Origin of the sequence: Microvirga sp. 2TAF3 (assembly GCF_052114965.1) — a bacterium.
Classification (GTDB): Bacteria; Pseudomonadota; Alphaproteobacteria; order Rhizobiales; family Beijerinckiaceae; genus Microvirga.
The window spans coordinates 23,901-49,510 of sequence record NZ_JBFRFT010000022.1 but is presented as its reverse complement, the minus strand read 5'-3'; the positions used below and the strand labels follow the sequence as shown (position 1 = coordinate 49,510).

The window sequence follows — 25,610 nt, the reverse complement described above, 5'->3', positions numbered from 1 at the left end:
CATCCATTTCTGGGGAGGTGATCGTTCAGGATCGGTCTGCTATGGGCCACGGAATGACACGACATGACCTCCTCATGGCCCGGATAGCCACGAGCGCCATCTTTTTCGGCAACGGGTTCGGCATCGGAACCTGGGCTGCCCAACTGCCCCGCTTCAAGGCGACCCTCCGCCTGTCCGATGGCGAACTGAGCTTCGCGCTTCTTGCCTTCGGGCTCGGCGCCGTCATTCTCATGCCGGTCATCGGTTGGCTCGCGGCCTTCATCGGGAGCGGAAGGGTCGTTCTGATCTCGGCCTTCGCCTTTGCGGGGACGCTCCTCCTTCCCGGCCTTGCCCCGACGCTCGCCACGCTCATCGCCGCCTCCCTCCTCGCCGGCGCCTGCAATGGGGCCATGGACGTGTCCATGAACACGAATGCCACCGTGGTCGAGCGGGCCTGGAACAAGCCGATCATGTCTTCCTTCCATGCGTTTTTCAGCCTCGGCGGCCTGATGGGGGCATCGGCTTCCGGAGCCTTGATCGCAGCGGGATTCGACATTGTCCCCACCCTGCTTCTGTCTTGCTCCGGCATGGGCCTGCTGTTCCTGACGGCGTTCTTCTTCACGATCAATGAGGAGGAGCGGTCAACCGGCGGGCATGGTCTCGCCCTGCCGCGAGGCGCCATCATGGGGCTGGCCGTCCTAACGCTTCTCTGCTTTCTCGTGGAAGGCGCCATGGTCGACTGGTCGGCGATCTACCTCCAGACCGTCGCCGGCGCGACCCTTGAGACGGCAGTGACCGGCTTTGCCGCCTTCTCCCTGACCATGACGATATGCCGCTTCATGGGCGATTTCGCCGTCCGCAGCCTCGGCCGCGTCCGTACCGTCACGCTGGGTGGAGTGCTGGCCGCCTCCGGCCTCGTGTTGGCCATCGCCGTTCCCCTGCCCCTGATCGCCTCCAGCGGCTTTGCCCTCGTCGGGCTGGGTTTGGCGAATGTGGTGCCGGTGCTCTTCAGCACAGCGGGCGAAACGCCCGGAATCCCGCCGAGCATGGGTGTCGCAATGGTCGCAACGCTCGGCTATGCAGGCCTTCTCTTCGGCCCGCCTCTCATCGGTTTCGGAGGCGACATCATCGGGCTGCGCGCCATGCTGGGGCTGCTCGTTCTCTGCGCCTTGACCATCATTCTCGTGTCCCGGCGTGTGCTCCAGCCCGCGCCCCGTTAGCCTTTGTGACGAGCGACCCGATAAGCTTGTCGTGCGTTATTCATAGGACCTTCATGGGGGTCATGGCATAGAGAAGGCTGGTCTGGGAGTTCGGCCATGTTGTGGGACAACATCGCCCGGCGGAGCGCCGGGTCAGGGGGCGGGGGCACCACCGACATGCATGCACCGGTTGAGCGGGATTCCCGCACGAGGATCAAGATCGGACTGGCTCTCGGCGGCGGAGCGGCGCGTGGCTGGTCCCATATCGGTGTCATGCGCGCCCTGAGCGATGCCGGCATCGTGCCAGACGTCATCGCCGGATGCTCCATCGGCGCCGTGGTCGGCGGCTGCTATGCGGCGGGCAAGCTCGACGAGCTGGAAGCCTTCGCCCTCTCCCTGACGAAACGCCGGGTCATGGGCCTGCTCGACTTTCATATCAGCGGATCGGGCCTGATCGCGGGAGGGCGCCTGCAGCGCCTGCTCGATCAGGATCTCACGAATCAGAAGGTCGAAACGCTTCCGATCAAATTTTGCACGATCGCGACCGAACTCGTGTCCGGCCATGAAATCTGGCTGACCCGCGGCCCTCTGGTTCAGGCCATGCGCGCATCCTACGCCCTGCCGGGCGTGTTCGACCCCGTGCTGGTCGGCGGGCGCTGGCTGATGGATGGCGCGCTGGTGAACCCCATCCCGATCACCGCCGCCCGCGCCCTCGGGGCCGATCTGGTCATCTGCGTGAATCTGAACGGCGAAATCCGCATTCGCGGCACCGTCATTCAATCCTACGATACCGAAGAGGCCAGCGACGAGCGGGAGATCGAGGAGGCGATGGTCGAGCCCAAACGCTGGGGCATCTTCTCGGCGTCGCTTGCGAGCAAGCCGCGCAAGCCCAATGCGCCAGGCATTGCAACGGTCATGGTCGACGCCTTCAATATCACGCAGGACCGGATCGCCCGGTCGCGGTTGGCGGGCGATCCGCCCGACATCATGATCGCCCCCAAGCTCGCCAAGATGGGCCTGTTCGAATTCCACCGGGCGGAGGAATCCATCGCCTTGGGGCGGCAGGCAACCGAGCGCGCCGTGCCGGATATCCTGGAGTTGATCCGGGAGTCGCAGGTCGTCTGATCAGCCGGTGGTGATGTAATCCTTTATCGCCTGGGTCTCGGCCTCGATCTCGGCCAGCCGGAACTTCACCACGTCGCCGATCGAGATGATCCCCACGAGCGCTCCGTTCTCGACGACCGGGACATGGCGGAATTTCCCGTTCGTCATGGATTCCATCACTTCTTTGATGGCGGTGCGGCTCGTGCAGGTGACGACCTTCTCGGTCATGAAACGGGAAAGCGGCTCATCGAGAGCTTTGGCCCCATGGGCGGAAACGGCTCGGACAATATCCCGCTCCGAGATGATTCCCGAGACGGGCCGCGTTCCGTCGCTGACCAGAAGCGCACCGATTTTCCTCTCCGAGAGGATATGGGCAGCCTCGCCCAAAGTACTCTTCGGATCGATCGTGGCGACGTTGCGGCCCTTGGTCGAAAGGATACGATTGACGGACATACTCGCCTCCGTTGAGCGGATGCGGCGCCTCATTCCTTCCCCGCACCCGCAAGGCCGATGGCAACCGCTATCCATAAGGGATGAGAGCGAACTCAGCCTCGGCAGAAGGATGATCCGGCGAAACCTCGTCCTTTTCAAGCAGAGATACGGGTTTGGCGGGCCGGAAGCGGGTCGATCAAGGGAAAAAGCACCAATCCGACGACAAATCCGCCGATATGGGCCTCCCAGGCGATGCTCGCATCCGTGACGCCGAAGGGCTGGACGAAGCCGAAGAGGTAATTGGCGGCGAACCAGACCGCGAGGAAGATCAAAACCTGGCGGTTGCGGACGATGTCGAACAGGCTCTCGCGCGGCCTCTCATGCGGATGCGGCAGACGCCCCTCGGCAAGCCAATCGGCAGGAGCGAACATGAACCATGAAGCCGCGGCCATCATGCCGGATACGGCCGCCGAGGCGCCGATCATCGGCAGGGTCTGAAGAGGATTCATGTAGGTATAGAAGATGGCCCCGCCGATCGCCGAGGCGGCGGACAGCAGGAAGAAGCGCCCCGCCCCGCATCGTCTTGCGATAGGCGTCCCGAAAGCGGCGAGCCAGACGCTGTTGATGAGCACATGGGCCCAGGAGCCGTGCAGCAAGGCGTAGGTCAATCCCGTCCAGGGTCTGCCTTCTCCATCCTGCAAGACGAACTGCGCCAAGGCGAAAAGCGCGGAGGCTTCGCCTTCCGGTGTCGCTCGCCGCAACGCGTCCAGAACCTCCTGCGGCTCAACCCCGCCATAGGCGACCGACCAGCGCGCCGGAATCACGGCCCAATCGATGATGAGCCTGAAGTCCGTATCCTCCGGCAGAAACTGTCTCAGCGCGTGAATGGCGATCAGGCCGCCAATACTCAAGGCAACAACGGCAGGGATGTTGAGGATCGGTTCACGGGCCGGCCGGGCGAGGTTCTGAGACATGAGGGAAGCTTTGCATAAAGCGGCCACGTGACCAACGGCCCGGCGGACCGTTCCGCGGCGCAAATGACTAATATCAACTTTTGTGCTGTTCGACACGAAAGAAGGAGTTGCCCTAACGTTCCTCACATGTAAGTTCGAAAGCGAGCCGTTACAAAGGCTTAGCTGCCGTCGCAACCTTGGTTGATATTTTTGTTAACCATAATGGAACCGATGGGGGGCGCGACGCGTTAACTCACCTTTTACTTTCTGCTTGAGCCTCGAATCCGACCGTGTCAGTTTGGTTAAAAGAACATTAACCGGCTGGTGGGGCATGAGGCAGAGCCTTTTTAAGAATTTCTTCTTCGGCAAGACTGCGAAATCTGTTATTTCATCTCAAATCGTCCACGCTGCCGTTCTCAGCCTCTCCCTGCTGATCCCGGCATCCTTGGCCGAGGCGCAGACTCTGGCCTCTCTTCCACCGGCGGGTCAATCGATCGGCGACGCAGGCAAAGCGAAGCCGATCCTGGGCTGGGTGAAGTTCTGTGAACGCTACCCGTCGGAATGCGCTGTCAATACGGCCGAGGCGCAGACCATCGAACTCACGCCCCAGGTCTGGAAGCTGATCACCTCCGTCAATCAGCGCGTGAACTCGACCATCAGGGCCGTGACCGACATAGATCACTGGGGCGTCGTCGACATCTGGAGCTTTCCCGACGACGGCAAGGGCGATTGCGAGGACTTTCAGCTTCTCAAGCGCCGCATCCTGGCCGAGAACGGCCTGCCCCGCCGCGCCATGCGCATGACCGTCGTGATCGACGAGCTGGGCGAAGGCCATGCTGTGCTGACGATTCGCACCAGCCAGGGCGATTACGTCCTCGACAACAAGACCTCCGCGGTCCTGCCGTGGGATCGGACCGGCTACGTCTATATCAAGCGGGAAAGCCAGAACGTGGCCGGCTGGGTCTCGCTCGGCGGAGTCACCTCGCCGACGACGACGGCGAACCGTTAAGGCATCTTGCGGAGAAGCGGATCCCAGTTCTTCGCAAGAACGATGCGTCGATAAAAAGCGAAGCGGGTCAGTCGATCCGCTTCAAGCCCTTCGCGAAGCGCCTCCAATTTTCCACATAGCCCTGCGCGGCAGCGCGCAGCCGCTCGATGGCGGCCTCGTCGAGAACCCTGATCGCCCGCGCCGGAGCGCCGACGATCAGCGAATTGTCCGGAAATTCCTTGCCTTCCGTCACGAGCGCATTGGCGCCCACGATGGAATTCGCGCCGATGCGCGCGCGGTTGAGAATCGTCGCCCCCATCCCGATCAACGAGTTCCCGCCGATTGTGCAGCCATGCAGGATGGCATGGTGGCCGATCGTGCAGCCGGCGCCGATACTCAGAGGCGCGCCCGGATCCGTATGCAGGAGGGCCCCTTCCTGGATATTCGTGGCATCGCCGATATCGATCAGCTCGTTGTCGCCCCTCAATACGGCTCCGAACCAGATGCCCACATCGCATCCGAGGCGCACGCTGCCGATCACATGGGCATCCGGCGCAATCCAGAACCGGTCCGGCTCAGGCAGGACGGGAACGCGTTCGTCGAGGCTGTAGATCGGCATCTTCAGATCCGGAAGGGGAAACGGGCTGACGTTTCAGATTAAAGCTTTTTCAGCAGAAGTGACCACCGGCCTTTGGGGTGGAAAATGCGTCTCTTCAATAATCTTAAAAAGAAAGAGCATTTTTCATGAGCCGAAATTCATGAAAAATGCTCTGGCTTATTTGAAGCGCATTCCGCCGATCAATCCTCGATGTCCGTATCGAGAATCGCCATGGTGAAGTTGAAAGAGCGATCCCCGTCTTCGTCATCCACGAAGAGAACGCCCAGGAATTCCTCACCGACATAGACTTCCGCCGAATCGGTCTTCTTGGGACGACCGACCACGCGGATCGAGTGGTTTGCAAAAGTCTGGCGCAGATACCGCTCGACTTTCGCCATCTCAGTTTTATCCACCGCGAACCCTTTCTTCGATTGCATGGGTGCAGCACTTGCCATGTCGGGCCAACGCGGGCAAGCCGCGTTAGGTCCTCTCGAAGGAAAAGCGCTTCAGATGCCTTCCATTTCGGACAGGAAATGATCCATGGAGCGGGCGGGCTCGGCGCATCCGGCGCTGCCGATGACCTTCGCCGGAACGCCGGCCACCGTCGCATTGTGCGGCACGGGCTTGAGCACGACGGAACCGGCGGCGACCCGGGCGCAATGGCCGACCTCGATATTGCCGAGGATCTTCGCGCCCGCGCCGATCAGCACGCCGTGCCGGATCTTCGGGTGGCGGTCCCCCCTCTCCTTGCCCGTTCCGCCGAGCGTCACGTTCTGGAGCATGGACACATTGTCCTCCACGACGGCGGTGGAGCCGACCACCAGGCCCGTGGCATGGTCGAGGAAGATGCCGCGGCCGATCCGGGCGGCGGGATGGATGTCGGTCTGGAAGACTTCCGAGGAGCGGCTCTGAAGATAAAGCGCGAAATCCTGCCGGTCGTGATGCCAGAGCCAATGGGCCAGACGATGGGTCTGGATCGCATGGAAGCCCTTGAAATAGAGCACGGGCTCGATCACCCGCGTCGTGGCCGGATCCCGGTCGAGCACGGCGCGGATATCCGCCCGGAACGCCTCTCCGATCGCAGGCTCCTGCGCCACGGCCTCAAGATAGGTCTGTTCGATGATATCGGCCCCGACCGCCGCATGGCTCAAACGCGACGCGACTCGGTGGATAATGGCGGATTCGAGATTCGGCTGCTGGAGAATCGCGCTCAAGGCGAATCCGGCGAGAGCCGGTTCCTCGTGCACGACGCTCTCCGCTTCCGAGCGGAGCCGATTCCAGAGAGGATCGACGGTCCCGGCAATCCGATCCGGCGCTCCCGGCTTCATCCGTGTCTGTGTCATGATCTACTCCCTGCCGGACCAGGATCTGGACTAGCATAAATAAGCACCTGTTCCCCATTCCCATAGGTCAGAATTTTCCATGAGCGTCTTTTTTTCGTCGCCCACGCCCAAGCTTGTGGTTTCCCTCGACGGCGCCGTCGCCACGGTCTCCATCGACAACCCCGCCAAGCGCAATGCGCTCGATCTCGACATGTGGAAGACCTTGCCGACGATCGTGGCGGCGCTCGACCGGGACGAGCGTGTCCATGTGATCGTCCTGCGCGGAGCGGGTCGCAACGCCTTCGCATCGGGGGCCGATATCGCCGAGTTCGAGACGGCGCGGGCTGACGCAGCCGGCGGGCGACTTTATGAAGCGGCGAACGAAGCCGCCTTCCGGGCCGTGGCCCATTGCTCGAAACCGGTGATCGCCATGATCCGAAGCTTCTGCCTCGGCGGCGGGTTCGGCCTCGCACTGGCCTGCGACCTGCGCGTCGCGTCGGACAATGCGGAGTTCGGCATTCCGGCGGCAAGGCTTGGAATCGGCTATCCGCCCGGCGCGATGAGGCTAGTGACGGCGGCTGTCGGCGGCCCCGCGGCTCGCGATCTGTTCTATACGGCGCGGCGGATCGGAGCCCAGGAGGCTGAACGGCTCGGAATCGTCCAGCGCGTCTTTGCCGACGAGGCGCTGGAGGCGGAAACCCTGTCGCTTGCCCAGGACATCGCGCGGAATGCGCCTCTCACGATCAGGGCGGCCAAGGCCGCGATCAACGACGCTCTCGGCATCGTCCGGCCCGGCGCGGATCCGGTCGCCTTGGCCGATGCCTGTTTCGACAGCGCTGATGCCGTCGAGGGGCGAAAGGCGTTCCTGGAGAAGCGCGCGCCGGTCTTTACCGGGCGTTAGCCTGGAGCCCATGCGGCACGGAGTGGCGCTCCCGTTTCCGCCTGTAGACGAAATAGCGCCCCTTCGGGATACCGGTCCGCGCAGTGATGTCACTGCAATGGGGCAGTTGGAAACTCCGGTCCCCAAGCAGAAGCCCGCTGGGCTTGAGGAGATCGTCGAGCATGGGCGAGAGCCTCGAGGCAAGCTCGCTGTTTACCTCCTCGTCGCCCGTACCGATATCCGCATGGATCAGCGCGGCCGAGTGCGGGCCGAAGCGCTCGATGAACGAAGGCAGCGTTTCGAAGATATCGCCGACGATCAGATATTCTTCCGGCGGCATGCAATCCGGATGGGCCGCGGGGGCCCGTTCGAAGACGTAGATCTCCCGATCCGGCAGGCGCGTTCTCAAATGGTCGTAGGTGCGGCCGTTGCCCAGGCCAAGCTCGAGCACGAGGCCGGACGGATCGATGGCGCGGCTGGCCCAATCCAGAAGATCGCGCTGCGCCGTCAATCGCCGAATGGCGCTGTCGAGCCGGGTCATGCACCCTTTCCCTTCTCTCAGGGAAATGGACCGGGGCGCCTCTCAAATCAACGGGCTAGTCCGGAAGACCTGAATCGGAATGTGAAGTCGCGCGGGCGCAGACCATCCCGACTTTATTTTCCAGGCCAAGATCCGGCGCTAAGCGTTACATATATGAGGCTTTTCGACTATCCGGATCAGGGCGCTGGGCGAGAAACTCAAGCACGCCCTGCTTGTGAACCCGGTCGCCGACGGCGAGGTTGTGGTCCCGGCCCGGGATGTCGAGGGCGACCGCATTCGGCATCAATGCTGCGAGTTCCTGGCCCGACCCCGCCACATCGTCCTTCGTTCCGACGGCGATCAGGGTGGGCAGCTTGATCGAAGCCACTTCCTCTTTCGTCAGGGACTGGCGCGTGCCGCGAATGCAGGCGGCGAGCGCCTTGAGGTCGCTCTTCGTCTGCTCGGCGAAGGCGCGGAACATGCGCTGCATGGGATCCGTCAGATCGTCGAGAGAGGGTGCTTCCATGGCATCGGCAATGCCGAGCGGCAGGCCGACGCCTTCGACGAGGTGGATGCCAAGACCACCGAGGATAGCAGAGCGCATCCGCTCGGGAGAGGCCAGTGCGAGATGGGCGGTGATCCGCGCTCCCATCGAATAGCCCATCACATCCGCGCGCTCGATTTCGAGGTGATCGAGAAGCCTGCGGGCATCCTCGGCCATCAGATGGGAATGATAATCCTCGGGCCGGTAAAGCTTCTCGCTGTGCCCATGCCCCCGGTTGTCGAAGGCGATGACGCGGTAACCCGCCCGGCTCAAGGTCTTGACCCAGAGCGTGTTCACCCAGTTCACGGTGTGGTTGGACGCGAAGCCGTGGATCAGCAGGACCGGCTCGCCCTGCCCCCCTTCAGGGGCGACGTCGATATAGGCGATGCTGACGCCATTGGAATTGAAGTAGCGCATGGGTCCCGGACATGTCGGAATTTGTATCGAGTGGGGCGCACCCTAAGGCACGCTTCGTGTCGGGTGCAATCTCCGAATGGGAGTGAGTCCGACTTCTGCCTCATTCTCCATCCCCATCCTGAGGAGGTCACGCAGTGACCATCTCGAAGGAGGGTCCAGTGCACGCTGGAAACGCCTGATCCTTCGAGACGCTTCGCTCCTCAGGATGAGGCTGCGGAGGGGTGCCACTCCGCAATGACGGAAGCGAGCTTGGAAAAGACTCTAGGCGCACGACAAATCCGACATTATGGTGCGCGCAAATTCCTCAGGTTCAGAGCAAAGACGATGGCTGAAAAAGTCACCCCCCACTTTCACAACGAGCCCGGCGTTCCCGTCATTCACGTGGGCGCGAAGGAGTTCATGTGCATAGGGGCCAAGCCTCCCTTCGATCACCCGCATATCTTCCTGGATATGGGCCGGGAGGACGAGATCGTCTGCTCTTATTGCTCGACCCTCTACAAATACGAGCCCTCCCTGAAGCCCAACGAGGCCCGTCCGGCCGAGTGCATGTGGGAAGTGGACGTCGAGCCCGAGACGCCGTAGCCCGGTGGCCGGCTTCTCGATTGCCGTCGTCGGGGCTGGAATCGGCGGTCTCACGGCGGCCCTCGCGCTCGCCCGGCAAGGTCATGCCATTACCCTGATCGAGCGGCGGACCGGCTTCAGCGAGGTGGGCGCGGGTCTCCAGCTCTCGCCCAATGCAAGCCGCATCCTGATCGACTGGGGCCTCGGCCCAGCCCTGCGCCGGGTCGTCACGGAGCCCGAGCGGGTAATCATCCGCAGCATCCGCTCCGGCCGCCAGATCGGCCAGATCGCGCTCGGCGCCTTCATGCGCGAGCGATTCGGCGCGCCTTACTGGGTGGTACACCGGGCGGACCTTCAGACGATCCTCCTCGATGCCGTCAGGTCCGAGCCGACCATCCGGATGGTCATGGGACGCAAGGTCGAGGATATCGCCGACGGGCCGGACCGGGCATCTCTCACGACGGTCACGGCCAGTCATGTCCGCGAGACCCTGACGGCCGATGCGATCATCGGCGCAGACGGGGTCTGGTCGAGAGTACGGCAGGCTCTGGGCGACACCCAGGCTCCGACTTTCCGCGGCTACATCGCCTGGCGGACGACGATCGACCGCAGCGCGGCGCCTCCGGAGCTTGCAGGCAACGAGACCGGCCTCTGGCTCGGCTCCCGCGGCCATGTGGTGCATTATCCCATCGCGGGCGGGAAGCTGATCAATATCGTGGCCATCGAGAAAAGCGCCACGCCCGTCGAAGGCTGGTCCGCGCCAGGGAATCGTGAGGACCTGCTCGCTCAATACCGCACGGCGGCCCCTGCCCTGCGCAAGCTCTTGGCGGAGCCGCAGGAATGGCTGCGCTGGTCCCTGTTCGACCACCCGGTCGGGCGGCTCGCGCAAGGACGCATCGCGCTCCTGGGCGACGCGGCGCATCCCGTCCTGCCCTTCCTGGCGCAGGGAGCGGCCCTGGCCATCGAGGACGCGGCCACCCTCAGCGCCCTGTTGGGACAGGCCCCGTCCGATATCCAACCGGCTTTCGCAGCTTACGAAGCCCGGCGCCACGAGCGGGCAAGGCAGGTTCAGGAGCATGCCCGGCGCAACGGCCGGATCTATCACGCGGGCGGCCTGATCGCCTTCGGCCGCGACCAGGTCATGCGCCACCTCGGACCGGCCGGCATGACGGACCGCTATGCGTGGCTCTACGGCTTTCGCCCCTGATGGACTTGCGCTCTCCCGCGTGGCCCGATAACCGTCATCTTCAGATGCGGACGTGGCGAAACCGGTAGACGCAAGGGACTTAAAATCCCTCGGGCTATGCCCGTGCGGGTTCGACCCCCGCCGTCCGCACCACGACATCTTACGAGCTCTCGTTCCTTGTGCCTGAAGAAGTAATTGCCGCTGCAGGCCGAAGCTTCCTTGCATCGTAAAGAAAGGAGCCCGATGGGGCTGCCATCGGGCTCAAGGTACCTTGGAGGAGAAAAGACGAAGCTCACCCTGCCAACGGCCAAGCCTCCTGCCGGTTCCCTCATGAAAGAGATTTTGCAGGGATCGCAGCCTCGCCGCCTGAATCTGCGGGCGCCTATGAGCAAGCCGAACTTGCATGCCTCTCAATGCAGCTGCCGTGTCATGTCGACGGCTTCAAGGAACGGAAACTCCAGGATGATCTCACCCGCTTCGTTCTTCACCTCGATATAGCACGAGGCCCAGTTTACCGGCTGTGAGAACTCTGCCTTCATGAGATCAAGTGCGGTTGCCCGCGTTGCTTCCCAGGCTTCATCCGCATCGCGGAATTCCTGTCCCTCCGGATCCTCGAGAACGTCTTCACCGAGATGCACGTTGAAGAAGTAGCGTGGCATGGCTTCACCTTGGATTGTCGGTTCCGCTATCAGGGCAACCGAGCCGAGGGATATCCGTTCCGGCCTTTACGCCGTGTTCCGTATCCGCTTGCTGCCTAGCCCTGTCCGCACGGCCGCATCGGAGCGCATTTGGTCGCGGATCATATCAATGAGGTGAGGCGTCTTCCTGCGCTGCGGTCACGGTTGCCCGGGCGAAGCAGCGGATAAGCAAACGGCGGGCGAAACACAGGCCAAGCTTACGCACCTGATCTCTCCGTTCAGTGCAGAGTCGCGTTGAGATCAAGGGAGTAAAGAAGGTTTCCTGCGGGACAAACGACATCGAGATGCCAGCCGCTCCACTCCTCGGCTATGCCGTCCTGCTCCTCCTGCAATTCTCGAATGGCGCTCAGCGCCTCATGCCATGCGGCCTCAAGGTCAGGAACCTCGACGCCTGTTTCATCCAGGATTGCTTCGTGGCCATTCACAAGATGAAAGAAGCAGCGCATCTGAAACCAGCGTAACGAGAATCCCTGGACGACGATTTCTATAGGGCTCCTGCAAACACCGCAAGATAAGCAAACCTTCCTGCCTCCCGATCAGCCGTTCCGCTTGTGGGTATCCTCAGGGTTCACCGGCGAGAGCTCATCCAGGGATACCCAACCGACATCGGGTTTGGGACAAGGGATCAGATAGGCACGGCCGCCTTCTATTTTATCGATCATGCAGGAGATCGCCCTCTGGTCGCCCGGAGGACGATACACCACGATGATCCCAGCCCGGAGCTGGTCGTCAGGCCCCGAGGCTGGGCTCTCATCGGCGGCGGGACTTTCCGTGATGGAGCCTTGTGACGCGGCAACGCCTTCCTTGCTCGCCCTGAAACGCTCGAGGGCCGCGATAGCGACACGGGCCCGATCCCTGTAGCGCTCACTCACCGCCCTTAGGATTGGGCCACGGCCGCGCCCTGGATACCAGGCAACACCCCCGACCTTTGCCAGTTCTGCCGCTACGACCTCAATCTCTTCTTCGGTCATTGCGTTCCTCATCATGGCTACATGAGCGCCATGCAAACGATTACATCGCAGATAATGACAGAAACGTTAATCCAGCAAAGCTTACGCAAAGAATAAAATCAACAATAACGTTTCATCGCATAATTGTTACGCTGCAAGTGCAAAGCAGGAGATCTCCGGCTTCGCATCCCTCCCGCCATTACCGACTGCCCAATGCACGCCAGACGAAGAAGGGGGCGATCAGCGGCCAGCCGAAGGTGGCCATGAGAATGGTCTTGAGGTTGTACTTATCCTTGAGCGGAGTCTTCGTGACAATCATCAGCAGCACGATCACGATGCCCATATAGCCTGCGAGGAATACCTTCCAGTCGCCGTAGGCCAGAAGTTCCCGCAGCTGGCCGTCATTGAACAACACCTGCGTGTCGCCCCGCAGCAAAACCTCCCAATCGTGCATGTCGCCCCCATAGGTTCGGTTGTCATGTTATGGACCCTTGACCTCGCATATGGCCGAGCTGGCCCCTATGCGTCCGGGGGTCGCGCGGCGGACTGACCTGTCACCACAAGGCGAATCAGGAACAACCGCCTACAACATCGGATTGATCCCAAAAGTGGACTTCACTTTTGGGATCAATCCGATGCTTTCTCCTTATCAAGAGTGCATCGTTCCGTGCGGAAAACCGGGTCCACTTTTCCGCACGGAACGATGCGCTAGGCGAGGACGTTCGCTCCGCGTAACCGCTTCATGGAGCTGCAAGATGAAGAAACTGGCGTTTGTTCTTGCCGCAAGCATCCTCAGCACTGCCGCCTTCGCTCAGGATACGACCACCACGATCAAGAAGGAGGACGGGCTTTTCGGCAACAAGACCACCATCGAGCGAAAGGCCGAGCCGAGCGAGCCCTCATCCACCTCCGTGACGACCACGGGCAGCGTCGGATGCAACACGGAGGTCAAGCAGAAAACCAACGAGCTCGGCGATACCAAGACCACGAAGAAGACCGAGTGCTGATCGCGCGATGCGGCTCCATTCGCAGGACCCGGTCCGGCACCGGGTCTTTCCCTTTGCCGGGCCGCGCACCGAATCCTGATATCCCGGACAGCGATTCCCGCCGCGCACTCCCACATCGCCCGTCACGATAGAGCCCCTGCCCTTAAGCATTAGGCCCGGAACGATCATGCCTTGCTCAGGTCGTCTTATGCAGGCGAACCGCTCAAGGAGACCTCTCATGCTCAAGCATCGCGTTGTTGCCTTGCTTACCGGGTTCCTCCTGATAGCCCCCGCGGCTCTCGCGCAGCCGGCCAAGATTGGCGAGACGAGCAAGGGTCCGGTGCTGGTCGATGCGAGAGGGATGACCCTTTATGTCTTCGATCGCGACACCCTAGGAAAATCAAACTGCAGCGGACTATGCGCCCAGACTTGGCCGCCCTTGCTGGCCGCTGCGGGAGCGAGATCGTCCGGCCAATGGACGGTGGTGGCGCGTGGCGACGGATCCCGGCAATGGGCCCATAGGGGCAAACCGCTCTATACGTGGTGGAAAGACCTCAAACCCGGCGATGCGACGGGTGATGGCGTCGACAATACCTGGCACGTGGCCAAGCCGTGATGACGATGCATCGCTCGGTTTTCCCTCGTCCAGGGCCCCCCGAAACAAAAAGCCCCGGCGTTTCCACCGGGGCTTTCATTATCGGAACGGAGCCGGTCAGAAGTCGCGCTGGACGCGCAGACGGCCTTCCCAGGCACTGTCGGAGCCGATAGAAGATCCATCGGGAAGAGCGACGCGGCTACGGGGATCGAGGCGCACATAGATCACCTCGGCGCCGAACTCGAGGCCGGAGACCGGCTGCCAGATCACGTTGGTGCCGACGCGCCATTCGTTGAAGTCCGTCAGGCCGACCAGGTCTGCGGCGGCCGTATAGTCGAAGCGCGCGTACGAACCGAAAACCGATTGACGAACGGTCGGGGCCCAGAAGTGACGCAGACCGCCGGCGACCGACCAGCCACGGCCCATGCTGATGCTGCCCGAGATCGGGTTCACATAAGCATCGGCCAGGAGGACGTTGAGAATGCCCGCGCTGAGGCCATCGGTCGAACCACCGGTGATGTAGCCGAGAGCGCCGTTCGCATAGGCCGCGTTGAGCCACAGGGCGTCGCCGGGTGCGATCATCGGCAGATTCACGCCGACATTGCCCTGCACGGCGAAGCCGTACTCGGTATCGGGGAAGGTCGCGAAGGTCGTGCCGAACGGCGTCACGAGGTTGGCGCTGCGGATCTGGTGAACCGCGCCGGAGAGCTGAGCGGAACCCCAGGTGCCGTCATATTTCAGGTTGGCGACGAGATCCGGAGCGCGCTGGCCGCCATAACGCAGGGCCGTCGCAGCTGGTCCGCCCACATCCGGGAAGCCGTTGTCGCGACGCTCGAGGCCGTCCTCGATCGACAGGGTGGCCGAGAAGCCGTTGCCGAACGTGAAGGTATAGGCCAACAGGGCCACGTCGGGAGCATCCGAGAAGCGCAGCGTACCGAAATGCTCGGTCGGCAGGTCGCCATTGTCGAAGAAGGTCGTCACGCGACCGGCGGTCAGGCCGCCGAACTGGATGAATGCTTGTGCGATCTCGGGGTTCGTGCTGATCGTACCAATGCCCGCGGAATTTACCGAGCCGAACGGTGCGCCCGAACTGCGGGTGATTTCCATGCGCACGACCGAGCGCAGGAGCCCGTAAGCGGTCGCGGTGCGGGCGTCGAGCTGGACGCGGCCGCGAGCGCGGAAGCCGATGGCATCATCGCGCCGGGTGAGCGGTTCGGCATACAGATAATCGGCGCGGACGCGGCCACCGACGCGCAGGCAGGTTTCCGTGCCGGGGATGTAGAAGAAGCCCTCGCCATACGTGGTGCAGACGCGGACATACTCGACAGGAGCCGCCTTCTTCGCGGGAAGATCGGCAGCTTGAACGCCGGCAACGGCGGCGAGACCCGCAACCGATCCGAACAGAATGCTCTGGATGAGCTTCATCAAAGTTCTCCGAATGAGCGAGGTCGGATGACCACGGCTAATGTAGGAATGTTACATTAGCGAGCTCGTTTCCGGAGGCAATCGCAGGCGGAGGCAGAGTCAGCTCAACAATGTTGCTTTCTGCCCAAAGAGAGATCATCGCGGCGGGGGTTCCGGCAGTTTCGTGCCAGGTGTGGCAGAAACTCCACACCCTTGGAGCCTGGACCGGCACTCGAACAGGTCTCCCTGGAATCAAAAAGCCCCGGTGCTTCCACCGGGGCTTCTAATATCAACAGGGTGATTTCCTAGAGCCTCGCCCCCAAAAGTGGAGTCCACTTTTGGAATCCTCCTATGCGCTAGAAGTCACGCTGGACGCGCAGACGGCCTTCCACTCCACTCTCCTGACCGAAAACCAGGCCCGTGGCCGGGATGAAGACGCGGCCGCGCGGATCGACCCGGGCATAGATCACCTCGAGGCCGAGATCCAAACCGCTCACAGGGCTCCAGATGATGTTGGAGCCGAGACGCCATTCGTTGAAGTCCGTCAGGCCGACAACGAAGCCTGCGGGAGTGACCGACGAAGCGCCCCTGCCATACTCGACACGCATATAGGATCCGAAGACGGATTGACGGATGGAGGGGGTCCAGTAGTGACGAAAACCGCCGGCAATCGACCAGCCATGGCCGCGCTTGATGTCACCCGTGATCGGATTGATGAAAGCGTCGACCAATCCCAGCCCGCCATTCACGACGAGTGCGTTGAACGGATCGACGTTCAGCGCCGAGTTGCCGCCGTTCATATAGGCGAGAGCGCCATTGGTATAGGTCGCGGCGAGCCACATCGCATCGCCCGGCGCAATCGTCGGCAGGTTGGCGTGGAGGTAAGCCGCGGCTGCGAAGCCATAGTCCGTATCGGGAACGGTACCGGCTATGCCCGGACCGAAGATGACCGGACCGGTCGCCGGATTGATGAGAGCGACGCTGCGAATCTGGTGAACGGCGCCGGAGAGCTGAGCTCCGCCCCAGGTCCCCTCATATTTCAGGTTACCGACGAGATCCGGAGCGCGCTGGCCGGCAAAAGCAAGAGGTACCGCAGCGAAACCACCGGCGATGAAATCGTTCTGGCGGCGCTCGAGGCCGTCTTCGATCGAGAGGGTGGCCGAGAAGCCGTTGCCGAACGTGAAGGTATAGGCCAACAGGTCGACGTCGGGCGCGTCGTCGAAGCGGAGCGTGCCGAAATGCTCCGTCGGCAGATCGCCGTCCGAGAAGAACGAGATCACGCGACCGGCGGTCAAACCGCCGAACTGGACGAACGCTTCGGCAACCTGCGGCGAGGTCGTGATCGTACCGTCGACGCCATTGAGCGGCGTGCCCGATCTGCGAGTGATCTCGAAGCGGACGACCGAACGCAGGAGACCGTAAGCGGTCGCCGTACGGGCGTCGAGTTGCACACGGCCGCGAACATAGAAACCGACGGCATCATCGGTACGCTCGATCGGCTCGCTGTACAGGTACTCGGCGCGGACGCGGCCACCGACGCGCAGGCAGGTTTCGGTGCCCGGAATGTAGAAGAAGCCCGTCCCATAAGTGGAGCAGACACGGACATAATCGATAGGAGCCGCCTTTTTGGCGGGAAGGTCGGCAGCTTGAGCGCCGGCAATAAAGGTCAAACCGGCAACCGAACCAAGAAGAAGACTCTGAACGAGCTTCATAGGTGTCTCCGAAATGTCGAACCCTCAGGGCGAAGTCCCTAAGCGTGACGCAACGATAGTTAGAGGGGACACGGAAACAACTATCTGAAAGAGGTAAGAATGGCTCAAAAAGGTAGTTTTTCCTAATAATTTGATAATTAAGAAGTACTTGAGTTTGCTATTCAAACAGCTGTGTCAAATTGAACACAATAGATTCAGCAGTCGACATGCCGGGCGAATCTCATCGATCGCATTGAATACAAGTAGCGTCGTATTCTCCCTACTGTCACAGCACTTGATAGTTGTTATTGCTGCGCCAAGCAGGCCCGGCGGCAGTATTTCCCCTTGGGAGCGTCAGGGATTGAAGAAGTCGTAGGGGCCGCTGCGGCAGCGATAACCAACCGGGCATTGCGGAGCATCCCGCGTCGGCACCCATGCCGGCTCGATATACTCGTCGATCTGGCAAAAACCGCGATCGCGGACATAGCGGTCGTATGTATATGTTCCGGTCCCGAGCACCGCAGCTCCATTCGCGGCGACGATCGCTTGGGCTTGCCGACAGGGCATCGCAGGCGTGAAGGGGCGCTGCTGCGCCTGGGCAGCAGAAGCCAGCGCCGTTAAAGCCAGGACGAGGGCGAGCTTCTTCATGGTGCCGATCCAACAAAATATTGCCGTCCAAGAGAAATTAGACCGGACACCGGAACGGCAAAGCGGGTAACACAGATTTGTGACCGGCCAACGTCTCTCGGCCAGCGCCTTGGATGGCTTTTACGTAGCTAAAGCATCGCCTGCAGCCGCCGGGCCATCTCGACGGCGGCAGGGTAATCCGTCTTGCCCGAACCGAGCACGGGAATGCTGGAGACGAGAATCGCTTTCGGCACCCAGAGCTCCGGAAAGCCCTGCTCCCGCGCATGGGCCAGAAGGGCATCGCGGTCCGCATCCGGCTTGTCGGTGATCAGCACGATCTGCTCGCCCTTGCGGGGATCCGGCAAGGCGACGACCACATGGTTGAAGGCGGGCCAGAGGCTCTGCGCCACGGTCTCGATGGCGGCAAGCGACACCATCTCCCCGGCGACCTTGGCGAAACGCTTCGCCCGGCCGAGAATCGTCACCATCCCATCGTCACCGATGGAGACGATATCGCCCGTGTCATGCCAGCCCTCGGGCGGCGGATCGACCTTTCCGGGATGATCCGGATCGAGATAGCCCTTCATCACATTGGGCCCGCGCACGCTCAGCCGTCCGCCCTCGTGGATACCCTCCACCGGGTCGAGGCGCCAGGCGATTCCCGGCAGCAACGGACCGACCGAGCCGGTGCGGTTGCGGTCCGGAAGGCTGACGGCAATCACCGGCGCGCATTCGGTCGCGCCATAGCCTTCCAGGATGACCGTGCCGTGCGCGCTCCAGAGCTTGCGGGTTTCATCCTTCACGCGCTCTGCCCCGGCGATCACGTAGCGCACGCTGGCGAGATCGTTCTCTCCCGCCGCCCGGGCGTAGCCCTGAAGGAAAGTATCGGTCGCAAGCACGATCGTGGCGCGCGTCCCGGCGATGAGCTTGGGGATTTGCCGGTAATGCAGCGGGCTCGGATAGAGCACCGTCTTCATGCCGTTGAGGACGGCCGTCAGGAGCCCCGCCGTCAGCCCGAAGGAATGGAAGATCGGCAGCGGATTGAAGAAGACGTCGTCCGGGGTCAGCACGTCGCCCGCATGCGCCTTCACCTGATAGGCGTTGGCGACGAGATTGGCATTCGACAGCACGACGCCTTTCGGCCTGCCTTCAGAGCCGGAAGTGAACAGCACGACGCCCGGATCGTCCGGATCGACACTGGCCTTCGCATGGACCCGGCGCGCCATCCAGCTGTCGACGAGCGCGCGAAGCTTGTCGAGACTGGTGATCGTGGCGCGGACATCCTCCAGCCAGACGATCTCGCGCCCCTCCCCCAACGCCGCGATCACGTCGTCGAGCTTGCCCTGCTCGATGAAGCGGCGGGAGGTGACGATGGTACGGATCGGCCCGATCTCGCAGGCGGCTTTCAAATTCTTGATGCCGGCCGTGAAATTCAGGAAGGCGGGAACACGCCCGAAGGCGTTGAGGCCGAACAGCGTGACGGCGATGCCCTGCACATTGGGCAAAAGCACGCCGACCGTCTCGCGCGGTGCCGTCAGTCCCGCCAGCTTGCGGCCGAGCACGAGGGCGGCAAGGACGAGGCGGCCATAGGTGACCGGCTGGCGCTCCAGATCCTCCAGGGCCACCTTGTTGCGCCCGAAGCGATCCCGCGCATCGAGAAGGGCGCCGAACAGGCTTTTTCGCGTACTCGCGATATCGAACTCGGCCACGGCGCTCTCCTATAGGCGATGTTACCCGGCCGAGCCTTCACGGATCGGCGCCTGATAGGCGAGGCCCATATCCCACGGAAAATAGATCCAGGTGTCCTGGCTTACTTCCGTCACGAAGGTTTCGACCATCGGCCGTCCAGCGGGCTTGGCATAGACTGTTGCGAAATGGGCGTCGGGCAGCATGTCGCGCACCATCTTGGCGGTCTTGCCCGTATCCGTCAGGTCGTCGATCACGAGGACACCCTTGCCCGTGCCGCCGCCGATGGCCTTGATCGAGGGTGCGATGTCCTTGAGGATCTGCAGCTCGCCCTGGTTCTTGTAGTCGTGATAGCTCGCGATGCAGACGCTCTCGATCAGCCGCACGTCGAGTTCGCGCGCGACAATGGCGGCGGGCACGAGGCCGCCGCGGGTGATGCAGACGATCGCCTCGAAGGGGCCTGCGGCGGTAAGGCGCCAGGCGAGCGCGCGGGCATCGCGGTGGAACTGATCCCAGGAGACGGGGAAGGCTTTGGGGGACGTAGGTGACATCGGCTCACTCGTAGGGCTGCAGGATTTAAGGCAAACTCAAAGGGGGTTGCGATCGCCTTTGAGGCGACCGAGCAATTCGTGGATAGCGGCGGCGGCGGCAGTAACCGCGGCGGGATCCTTGCCCCGCACGACGATCTGGTTGCGAAAACCGCTCGCGGAGAAGGACGGATAGGAGCCGATCGACACGCCGTCATGGGCGGCGGCGACAGCCGCGAGACCCTCGGCATAGATGCCCTCGGCCAACCCCTCCGCCTCGATCATTTCGGAAATCATCCGCGCGCCGGTTTGGAGACCGGGCGCGATGGAATCGAGCATGTTCTGCATGATGGCCGGGACACCGGCCATGACATAGACATTGCCGATCCTGAAGCCCGGGGCCTTGGAGATCGGGTTCTCGATCAGATCGGCCCCATCCGGAATACGGGCCATGCGCATCCGCGCTTCGTTCAACTCATGCGGCTGGTAGCGTTCCCGCAGCATGGCGACCGCGCGCGGATCGTGATCGATCCCGACACCGAACGCCTTGGCGACGCTGTCGGCCGTGATGTCGTCATGGGTCGGACCGATGCCGCCGGTGGTGAAGAGATAGGTATAGCGGCTCCGCAGAGCATTGACCGCCGCGACGATCTCCTCCTCCACATCGGGCACGATCCGCACCTCGCGCAGATCGATGCCGATGCCGGTCAGGTACTCGGCGATATAGCCGATATTCTTATCTTTCGTGCGGCCGGTCAGAATCTCATCGCCGATGATGAGAAGGGCGGCTGTGACGGAAACGGCCATGGAAACGGTCCTTTTAGGGGCGTTTAGCGCCTGAAGCGCCAATTCTCAAGCGAAGGCCTCGGCTGAGGCCGGGGCCTCTCCCCTCGAAAGAGGCGTCTGGCGCTTGAAAGCCCCTCCCGTCTTTGGCATCAAGTCCCGCCGAGCTTGAGTTTCAAGGACCTTCTTCGTGCCCCTCATCCGTTAGCGACGCTGTTCGAGCAAATCCGCGGCACCGCGCCCCGATTCATCGGGCCCTTTGTTGCGTCTTTTTGCATGCCGGAACAACGGTTTCGGCCAAATAATCTCTGCTAAGGTAAAATCGATGTCCCAACTCGAAAGCACTGAAGATAAGGTCGTGCGCGGAACCTTTCGTTCCGGAAGCTTCGATCTCCAATATTCCGTAGAAGGTCATGGAAAGCCTGCCATCGTGATCGGCAGCGCGATCTACTACCCGCGAACCTTCTCGGCCGAGCTGCGGCGAAAGCTGAAGCTCGTCTTCGTCGATCATCGAGGCTTTGCCCGCTCCTCCGAAAAGGCGGCAATGTCCGAGTACACCCTCGATATCATCCTCGACGATATCGAGCGCATCCGTGAACATTTGGGCCTCGGAGAGATCGCCATCGTCGGCCATTCCGGCCATGGTTACATGGCCCTCGAATACGCCAAGAAATATCCGCAGCATGTCTCGCACGCGGTCCTGATCGGCACCGGGCCGAGTCATAGCCCGGCCCATGCGGCGCTGACGGAGCAGCATTGGCGGGAAGCGGTTTGCCCTGAACGGAAAGCGCAGTTCGAAAGCGACATGCAACGGCTCCCCGCCGAGCTGGCCGCATCGCCGGAGAAGAGGTTCGTCACCTATTGCGTCAGGATGGGCGCACGAAGCTGGTATGACCACACCTTCGATGCATCTCCCCTCTGGGAGAATGTCCATGTGAACATGGAGATGTTCGACTTCATGTGGGGCGAGGTCTTCCGCGACATCGACGTCACGAAGGGGCTGGCCGATCTGGATGTTCCCGTCTTCATCGCCATGGGCCGGTTCGATTATCTGGTGGCACCGCATGCCTCGTGGGAGCCCTTCCGCCCTTCGTTCCGGGACCTGACGATGAGAGTGTTCGACCGGAGCGGCCATACGCCCCAATTGGAGGAGAGCTCCCTGTTCGATACCGAACTCCTCAACTGGATCGCCGCCCGTGAGAAAACGGGCAGGCGGTACCCTTCATAACCACCATATTGCGGGAGGCCGTCCCTTGACGGCCTCCCGCAAGCCGTTCCCCTTGAAGCCCTCCCCTCATAACGGATCGCCATGCGTTTTCAGGAATCTCTGCTCGAGGGCCGCCTCATCGAGCGTTACAAGCGTTTTCTGGCCGATGTGACCCTTGCCGACGGCGAGCGGGTCACGGCCCATTGCGCCAATCCGGGGGCGATGCTGGGGCTGAAGGAGCCCGGCTCCCGGGTGCTGCTCTCCCGCGCTTCGAACCCGAAACGCAAGCTCGGCTATAACTGGGAATTCGTGGAAGTCGCCGCGGGCGGCGGCCCGAGCCAGCTCGTCGGCATCAATACCTCGCGCCCCAACCTTCTCGTGGCGGAGGCCCTGCGCGAGGGCCGGCTCGAGCCCTTTTCCGGCTATGACCGCGTGCGGCCGGAGGTCAAATACGGTCGCAACAGCCGGATCGACTTCCTGCTCGAAAAGGACGGCGAGCCGCCCTGCTATCTCGAGGTGAAGAACTGCCACCTCATGCGCGAGGCGGGCTTTGCGGAGTTTCCCGATTGCATCGCGGCCCGCAGCGCCAAGCATCTCTATGAGCTCGCCGACATGGTGGCCACGGGCGCCCGCGCCGCACTGGTCTATGTCATCCAGATGCGGGCGGAGCGTTTCGATGTCGCCCGCGACATCGATCCCGCCTACGATAAAGCCTTCCGCCATGCCCTGGCGGCCGGGGTCGAATCCTACGCCTATATCTGCCGCCTGACCCCGGAAGAGGTGACGATCGACCACCCCATCGAGATCGTCACGCCGCGAGCGAAATGATCTACGACTGCCTCGGAGCCTGCCGGCGATGTCTTTGTTGACATCCACACGCGAAGGGTCTTTGTACCCCGCGAAAGCGGAGGCACCTTTAAGGCGGCCCCGCTTCAACGTCCATCGGCACGTGAGCCGATCCGGTCGCAGCCTACCCGGTAAAAACAAGGAGCCCTCGTGAAGACCATCGTTATCTGTTCCGGCGGATTGGATTCCGTCACGCTCGCCCACGAAGTCGCCACTGAGCGAACCCTCACCCGCCTCGTGTCGTTCGATTACGGTCAACGCCACAAGAAGGAGCTGGGCTATGCGCGGGACTGCGCATCGCGCCTCGGCGTGCCCCACGACATCGTCGATATCTCGGCGGTCGGACGCCTTCTGACCGGATCGGCGCTGACCGACAACAATCCGGTTCCCGAGGGGCATTATGCGGAAGACACGATGCGGGTCACCGTCGTGCCCAACCGCAACGCCATCATGCTCGCCATCGCTTTCGGCGTCGCCGCGGCGGAAAAGGCCGATGCCGTGGCGGCGGCGGTCCATGGCGGCGACCACTTCATCTACCCGGATTGCCGACCGGATTTCATCGAAGCCTTCGAGACCATGCAGCGCCACGCGCTGGATGGGTACGCGGAAATCGCCCTCTACACGCCGTTCGTACGGCTGAGCAAAGCGGATATCGTGCGCGAAGGCGCCCGGCTCGGCGTTCCCTTCGCCCAGACCTGGTCCTGCTACCAGGGCGAAACTCTGCATTGCGGCCGCTGCGGCACCTGCGTCGAGCGGCGCGAGGCCTTTCATCTCGCGGGCCAGGACGATCCGACACCTTACGAAGACCCGGATTTCTGGATCGAGGCGTGCCGGGAGCATGTGGCAAGGCACGGGTCATAGGCGCGGCCATGTACATCATCGCCAAGCGGTTCACGTTCTCGGCCTCGCATGTGATCGGCGGCCTGCCGGAGCAGCACCCTTGCGCCCGCCTCCACGGACACAACTATGAGGTCGAGGTCGTGCTGGAATCGGCAGAACTCGATCCGGTCGGCTTCGTGCGCGACTACCGCGAACTCTCGGAACTGAAGGAGTTCATCGACGAGAAGCTCGACCACCGTCACCTCAACGATGTCCTCGGGCACGACCGGACGACCAGCGAGGTGCTCGCCAAATGGCTCTATGACTGGTGCCGCGCGCGCTGGCACGAAGTTGCCGCAATCCGCGTCAGCGAGACCCCGAGAACCTGGGCGGAATATCGTCCATGAAGGGAAAGATCCGCATCAGCGAAATCTTCGGCCCGACGATCCAGGGCGAAGGCCCTTTGATCGGACGCCCGACCGTCTTCGTGCGCACGGGCGGCTGCGACTATCGCTGCAGCTGGTGCGATACGCTCTATGCGGTGCTGCCCGAATTCCGTGAGGAATGGACGCTGATGGCGCCGGCCGAGATCATGGCGCAGGTCGAGGATCTGGCCGGCTCCACGCCTGTGCTCGTGTCCCTGTCGGGAGGAAACCCGGCTCTTCAGCCTCTGGCGCCGCTGATCGCGCTGGGGCGCGAGAAGGGATACACCTTCGCTCTGGAAACCCAGGGCAGCGTGCCGCAACCCTGGTTCGCGGCGCTCGAATGGCTCCTTCTCAGCCCCAAGCCGCCATCCTCGGGAATGGAGACCGACTGGCAGGCCCTAGACGATTGCGTCATGGCGGCGGAAGGCGGGCCGCAACGCGTCGTGAAGGTGGTGGTGTTCGACGAGGCCGATTATGCCTATGCCCGGCTCGTGGCGAACCGTTACCCGTCTCTGCCGATCTACCTTCAGGTCGGAAATCCTGACCCGCTGAAAACCCATGAGGGCCAGGGCGGCGAAGCGGCCGATATCGACGGGCTGATGAGCCGCTACCGCTGGCTCATCGACAGGGTCGCGGCGGACCGGTGGTTCACGGCGACGGTCCTGCCGCAACTGCACGTCCTGATCTGGGGCAACAAACGCGGCGTCTGATTGCCGCGTTTCAACCAAGCGCGAACCTATCCCCGCTCGAAGACCAGGTTCATCCGGGTCTGAAGGATCAGGCGATAGCCCTTGCCTTCCAGGAGCTGCGGCAGGTCGATCTGCCAGCGGTCCCGGCCATCCTCGATAATGAAGAGCGAGGGATAGAGCGAGGCCGGCGCGTCCCGGAAGAACGGGTCGAGGATCAGGTCCTCCGCCCCCTCCACGTCGAGCTTCACCGCGTCGACATGGGTGAAGCCCTCCTGGTCGAGAAGGTCGAGCAGAGTGATGGCTGGCACCCGGATCGCGTCGGTCTGGCTGGAGCTGACGATCTTCACGCTCGATTCGCCCCGGTTGTTGGGGTCGAGGAACAGGGTGAGCTCTCCGGTCTTGTCCGCCACCGCGCAGGCCACGCCCTTCACCGTGCCGAAGGGGTTCTGGCGGATGTTGTAGGCCAGCCGGTCGAAGATCTCCGGCTGCGGCTCGACGGCCAGGATGCGGCCGGAAGCCCCGGCGCGGGCCGCGACAAAAAGGGCGTACCAACCCACATTCGAGCCGATATCGACGAAGGTGAACCCCTCCGTGATCCGGCTGCCGAGAAGTTCCAGCTCGACCGGATCGAAGTATTGCGGGGTGAAGAGGATGCGCTTCTCGCAGACATTGTTGTAGGGATGAAGCCGCATGCGCACACCAAAGGTCTCGATGTCGAGCGGGGCGCCCTTCAGGGATTGCAGGACGAGCCGGCGGAGCATCAGGGCGATGCGGCGCGTGGCCCAGCGCTGGGGCAGACGGCGCGTGCCGGTAATCGCCAGGTCAACCAGACCGGAGGGCGCATAGGCGCCGTAGGGGCGTGGATCGTTCATGTCACCTAGAAACCAGAAAGCCGGACTCCGGCAAAAAGTTGGGGTGCTCATGACACCCTCGCGCTACAATCGCAAGCCGGCCGGGAGCCCGATCTTTCGGCAACCTCGTTTCCATTTTGCCG

At 62.5% G+C, this 25,610-nt stretch carries 31 protein-coding genes and 1 tRNA gene; 14 read left to right on the top strand and 18 right to left on the bottom strand.

What is annotated here, in order from left to right; all coding sequences use genetic code 11:
* Window positions 1-74 precede the first annotated feature (74 nt).
* Both AB4Y97_RS18545 and AB4Y97_RS18540 read left to right on the top strand, forming a co-directional pair.
* Window positions 75-1,199, top strand: a complete 1,125-nt coding sequence (locus AB4Y97_RS18545; protein WP_442000530.1) for an MFS transporter — start codon at window positions 75-77, stop codon at window positions 1,197-1,199.
* A 96-nt stretch (window positions 1,200-1,295) separates the two neighbouring features.
* Complete coding sequence (locus AB4Y97_RS18540) at window positions 1,296-2,303, top strand: patatin-like phospholipase family protein (protein WP_442000529.1); 1,008 nt, start codon at window positions 1,296-1,298, stop codon at window positions 2,301-2,303.
* Here AB4Y97_RS18540 and AB4Y97_RS18535 read toward each other — a convergent pair whose 3' ends face one another.
* Both AB4Y97_RS18535 and AB4Y97_RS18530 read right to left on the bottom strand, forming a co-directional pair.
* Window positions 2,304-2,735 carry a CBS domain-containing protein gene (locus AB4Y97_RS18535; protein ID WP_442000528.1) on the bottom strand — a complete coding sequence of 144 codons (432 nt, stop codon included), beginning with the start codon at window positions 2,733-2,735 and terminating at the stop codon, window positions 2,304-2,306.
* A 134-nt stretch (window positions 2,736-2,869) separates the two neighbouring features.
* Window positions 2,870-3,688, bottom strand: a complete 819-nt coding sequence (locus AB4Y97_RS18530; protein ID WP_442000527.1) for a rhomboid family intramembrane serine protease — start codon at window positions 3,686-3,688, stop codon at window positions 2,870-2,872.
* Between the two features lie 310 nt (window positions 3,689-3,998).
* On the opposite strand from AB4Y97_RS18530, the gene AB4Y97_RS18525 reads away from it, so the two are divergent.
* Window positions 3,999-4,676 carry a transglutaminase-like cysteine peptidase gene (locus AB4Y97_RS18525; RefSeq protein WP_442000526.1) on the top strand — a complete coding sequence of 226 codons (678 nt, stop codon included), beginning with the start codon at window positions 3,999-4,001 and terminating at the stop codon, window positions 4,674-4,676.
* A 67-nt stretch (window positions 4,677-4,743) separates the two neighbouring features.
* Here AB4Y97_RS18525 and AB4Y97_RS18520 read toward each other — a convergent pair whose 3' ends face one another.
* The 3 genes from AB4Y97_RS18520 to cysE form a co-directional block, all read right to left on the bottom strand.
* A complete protein-coding gene (locus AB4Y97_RS18520) occupies window positions 4,744-5,274 on the bottom strand; it encodes a gamma carbonic anhydrase family protein (RefSeq protein WP_442000525.1) in 531 nt (176 codons plus the stop codon).
* A gap of 179 nt (window positions 5,275-5,453) precedes the next feature.
* Entirely contained in the window at window positions 5,454-5,666 is a 213-nt protein-coding gene (locus tag AB4Y97_RS18515) for a DUF3126 family protein (RefSeq protein WP_442000556.1), read from the bottom strand.
* A gap of 93 nt (window positions 5,667-5,759) precedes the next feature.
* Entirely contained in the window at window positions 5,760-6,596 is an 837-nt protein-coding gene (gene cysE / locus AB4Y97_RS18510) for a serine O-acetyltransferase (RefSeq protein ID WP_442000524.1), read from the bottom strand.
* Between the two features lie 79 nt (window positions 6,597-6,675).
* Between cysE and AB4Y97_RS18505 the strand changes: the two genes are divergently transcribed.
* Window positions 6,676-7,476 carry an enoyl-CoA hydratase gene (locus AB4Y97_RS18505; RefSeq protein WP_442000523.1) on the top strand — a complete coding sequence of 267 codons (801 nt, stop codon included), beginning with the start codon at window positions 6,676-6,678 and terminating at the stop codon, window positions 7,474-7,476.
* Here AB4Y97_RS18505 and AB4Y97_RS18500 read toward each other — a convergent pair.
* A complete protein-coding gene (locus AB4Y97_RS18500) occupies window positions 7,463-7,996 on the bottom strand; it encodes a class I SAM-dependent methyltransferase (RefSeq protein ID WP_442000522.1) in 534 nt (177 codons plus the stop codon). The genes AB4Y97_RS18505 and AB4Y97_RS18500 overlap by 14 nt on opposite strands.
* Before the next feature lie 145 nt (window positions 7,997-8,141).
* A complete protein-coding gene (locus AB4Y97_RS18495) occupies window positions 8,142-8,936 on the bottom strand; it encodes an alpha/beta fold hydrolase (protein WP_442000521.1) in 795 nt (264 codons plus the stop codon).
* A 324-nt stretch (window positions 8,937-9,260) separates the two neighbouring features.
* Here AB4Y97_RS18495 and AB4Y97_RS18490 point away from each other — a divergent pair, with 324 nt between their 5' ends.
* From AB4Y97_RS18490 to AB4Y97_RS18480, 3 genes are all read left to right on the top strand, one after another.
* A complete protein-coding gene (locus tag AB4Y97_RS18490) occupies window positions 9,261-9,518 on the top strand; it encodes a zinc-finger domain-containing protein (RefSeq protein WP_442000520.1) in 258 nt (85 codons plus the stop codon).
* A 4-nt stretch (window positions 9,519-9,522) separates the two neighbouring features.
* Window positions 9,523-10,704 (top strand): FAD-dependent oxidoreductase, encoded by a 1,182-nt coding sequence (locus tag AB4Y97_RS18485; RefSeq protein ID WP_442000519.1) that lies wholly within the window; start codon window positions 9,523-9,525, stop codon window positions 10,702-10,704.
* 46 nt (window positions 10,705-10,750) lie between these two features.
* Window positions 10,751-10,836, top strand: a tRNA-Leu gene (locus tag AB4Y97_RS18480).
* A gap of 257 nt (window positions 10,837-11,093) precedes the next feature.
* Here the strand turns inward: AB4Y97_RS18480 and AB4Y97_RS18475 are convergent.
* The 4 genes from AB4Y97_RS18475 to AB4Y97_RS18460 all read right to left on the bottom strand — a co-directional run bounded on the left by AB4Y97_RS18475 (window position 11,094) and on the right by AB4Y97_RS18460 (window position 12,785).
* Window positions 11,094-11,342: a DUF6894 family protein gene (locus AB4Y97_RS18475; RefSeq protein WP_442000518.1), complete on the bottom strand. Its 249-nt coding sequence runs from the start codon at window positions 11,340-11,342 to the stop codon at window positions 11,094-11,096.
* A 257-nt stretch (window positions 11,343-11,599) separates the two neighbouring features.
* A complete protein-coding gene (locus AB4Y97_RS18470; RefSeq protein WP_442000517.1) occupies window positions 11,600-11,827 on the bottom strand; it encodes a DUF6894 family protein in 228 nt (75 codons plus the stop codon).
* 90 nt (window positions 11,828-11,917) lie between these two features.
* Window positions 11,918-12,352, bottom strand: coding sequence for a hypothetical protein (locus AB4Y97_RS18465; RefSeq protein ID WP_442000516.1), 435 nt, complete (start codon window positions 12,350-12,352; stop codon window positions 11,918-11,920).
* Window positions 12,353-12,530: 178 nt separating this feature from the next.
* Window positions 12,531-12,785: a hypothetical protein gene (locus AB4Y97_RS18460; RefSeq protein ID WP_442000515.1), complete on the bottom strand. Its 255-nt coding sequence runs from the start codon at window positions 12,783-12,785 to the stop codon at window positions 12,531-12,533.
* 301 nt (window positions 12,786-13,086) lie between these two features.
* Here AB4Y97_RS18460 and AB4Y97_RS18455 point away from each other — a divergent pair, with 301 nt between their 5' ends.
* Both AB4Y97_RS18455 and AB4Y97_RS18450 read left to right on the top strand, forming a co-directional pair.
* Entirely contained in the window at window positions 13,087-13,338 is a 252-nt protein-coding gene (locus AB4Y97_RS18455; protein WP_442000514.1) for a hypothetical protein, read from the top strand.
* 217 nt (window positions 13,339-13,555) lie between these two features.
* Window positions 13,556-13,933: a COG4315 family predicted lipoprotein gene (locus AB4Y97_RS18450; RefSeq protein WP_442000513.1), complete on the top strand. Its 378-nt coding sequence runs from the start codon at window positions 13,556-13,558 to the stop codon at window positions 13,931-13,933.
* 96 nt (window positions 13,934-14,029) lie between these two features.
* Here the strand turns inward: AB4Y97_RS18450 and AB4Y97_RS18445 are convergent, their stop codons facing one another.
* From AB4Y97_RS18445 to AB4Y97_RS18420, 6 genes are all read right to left on the bottom strand, one after another.
* Window positions 14,030-15,337 carry a porin gene (locus tag AB4Y97_RS18445; protein WP_442000512.1) on the bottom strand — a complete coding sequence of 436 codons (1,308 nt, stop codon included), beginning with the start codon at window positions 15,335-15,337 and terminating at the stop codon, window positions 14,030-14,032.
* Window positions 15,338-15,672: 335 nt separating this feature from the next.
* Window positions 15,673-17,028 (bottom strand): porin, encoded by a 1,356-nt coding sequence (locus tag AB4Y97_RS18440; protein WP_442000511.1) that lies wholly within the window; start codon window positions 17,026-17,028, stop codon window positions 15,673-15,675.
* A gap of 333 nt (window positions 17,029-17,361) precedes the next feature.
* Window positions 17,362-17,655, bottom strand: a complete 294-nt coding sequence (locus AB4Y97_RS18435; protein WP_442000510.1) for a hypothetical protein — start codon at window positions 17,653-17,655, stop codon at window positions 17,362-17,364.
* A gap of 128 nt (window positions 17,656-17,783) precedes the next feature.
* Window positions 17,784-19,343, bottom strand: coding sequence for an AMP-binding protein (locus AB4Y97_RS18430; RefSeq protein ID WP_442000509.1), 1,560 nt, complete (start codon window positions 19,341-19,343; stop codon window positions 17,784-17,786).
* 21 nt (window positions 19,344-19,364) lie between these two features.
* Window positions 19,365-19,871, bottom strand: coding sequence for a xanthine phosphoribosyltransferase (gpt, locus tag AB4Y97_RS18425; RefSeq protein ID WP_442000508.1), 507 nt, complete (start codon window positions 19,869-19,871; stop codon window positions 19,365-19,367).
* Window positions 19,872-19,907: 36 nt separating this feature from the next.
* Window positions 19,908-20,654 carry a competence/damage-inducible protein A gene (locus AB4Y97_RS18420; protein WP_442000507.1) on the bottom strand — a complete coding sequence of 249 codons (747 nt, stop codon included), beginning with the start codon at window positions 20,652-20,654 and terminating at the stop codon, window positions 19,908-19,910.
* Window positions 20,655-20,955: 301 nt separating this feature from the next.
* Between AB4Y97_RS18420 and AB4Y97_RS18415 the strand changes: the two genes are divergently transcribed.
* The 5 genes from AB4Y97_RS18415 to queE all read left to right on the top strand — a co-directional run bounded on the left by AB4Y97_RS18415 (window position 20,956) and on the right by queE (window position 24,637).
* On the top strand, window positions 20,956-21,858 hold the full coding sequence (locus AB4Y97_RS18415) for an alpha/beta hydrolase (protein ID WP_442000506.1): 903 nt from the start codon (window positions 20,956-20,958) through the stop codon (window positions 21,856-21,858).
* A gap of 81 nt (window positions 21,859-21,939) precedes the next feature.
* The gene (gene sfsA, locus AB4Y97_RS18410) at window positions 21,940-22,665 is read left to right on the top strand and encodes a DNA/RNA nuclease SfsA (RefSeq protein ID WP_442000505.1); all 726 of its coding nucleotides are present in this window, start codon (window positions 21,940-21,942) and stop codon (window positions 22,663-22,665) included.
* Between the two features lie 168 nt (window positions 22,666-22,833).
* The gene (gene queC, locus AB4Y97_RS18405; RefSeq protein WP_442000504.1) at window positions 22,834-23,544 is read left to right on the top strand and encodes a 7-cyano-7-deazaguanine synthase QueC; all 711 of its coding nucleotides are present in this window, start codon (window positions 22,834-22,836) and stop codon (window positions 23,542-23,544) included.
* An 8-nt stretch (window positions 23,545-23,552) separates the two neighbouring features.
* Window positions 23,553-23,909 (top strand): 6-carboxytetrahydropterin synthase QueD, encoded by a 357-nt coding sequence (gene queD, locus AB4Y97_RS18400; RefSeq protein WP_442000555.1) that lies wholly within the window; start codon window positions 23,553-23,555, stop codon window positions 23,907-23,909.
* Window positions 23,906-24,637, top strand: coding sequence for a 7-carboxy-7-deazaguanine synthase QueE (gene queE, locus AB4Y97_RS18395; RefSeq protein WP_442000503.1), 732 nt, complete (start codon window positions 23,906-23,908; stop codon window positions 24,635-24,637). The genes queD and queE overlap by 4 nt, the downstream gene beginning before the upstream one ends.
* Before the next feature lie 26 nt (window positions 24,638-24,663).
* Here queE and AB4Y97_RS18390 read toward each other — a convergent pair whose 3' ends face one another.
* Window positions 24,664-25,488: an FkbM family methyltransferase gene (locus AB4Y97_RS18390; RefSeq protein WP_442000502.1), complete on the bottom strand. Its 825-nt coding sequence runs from the start codon at window positions 25,486-25,488 to the stop codon at window positions 24,664-24,666.
* Window positions 25,489-25,610 lie beyond the last annotated feature (122 nt).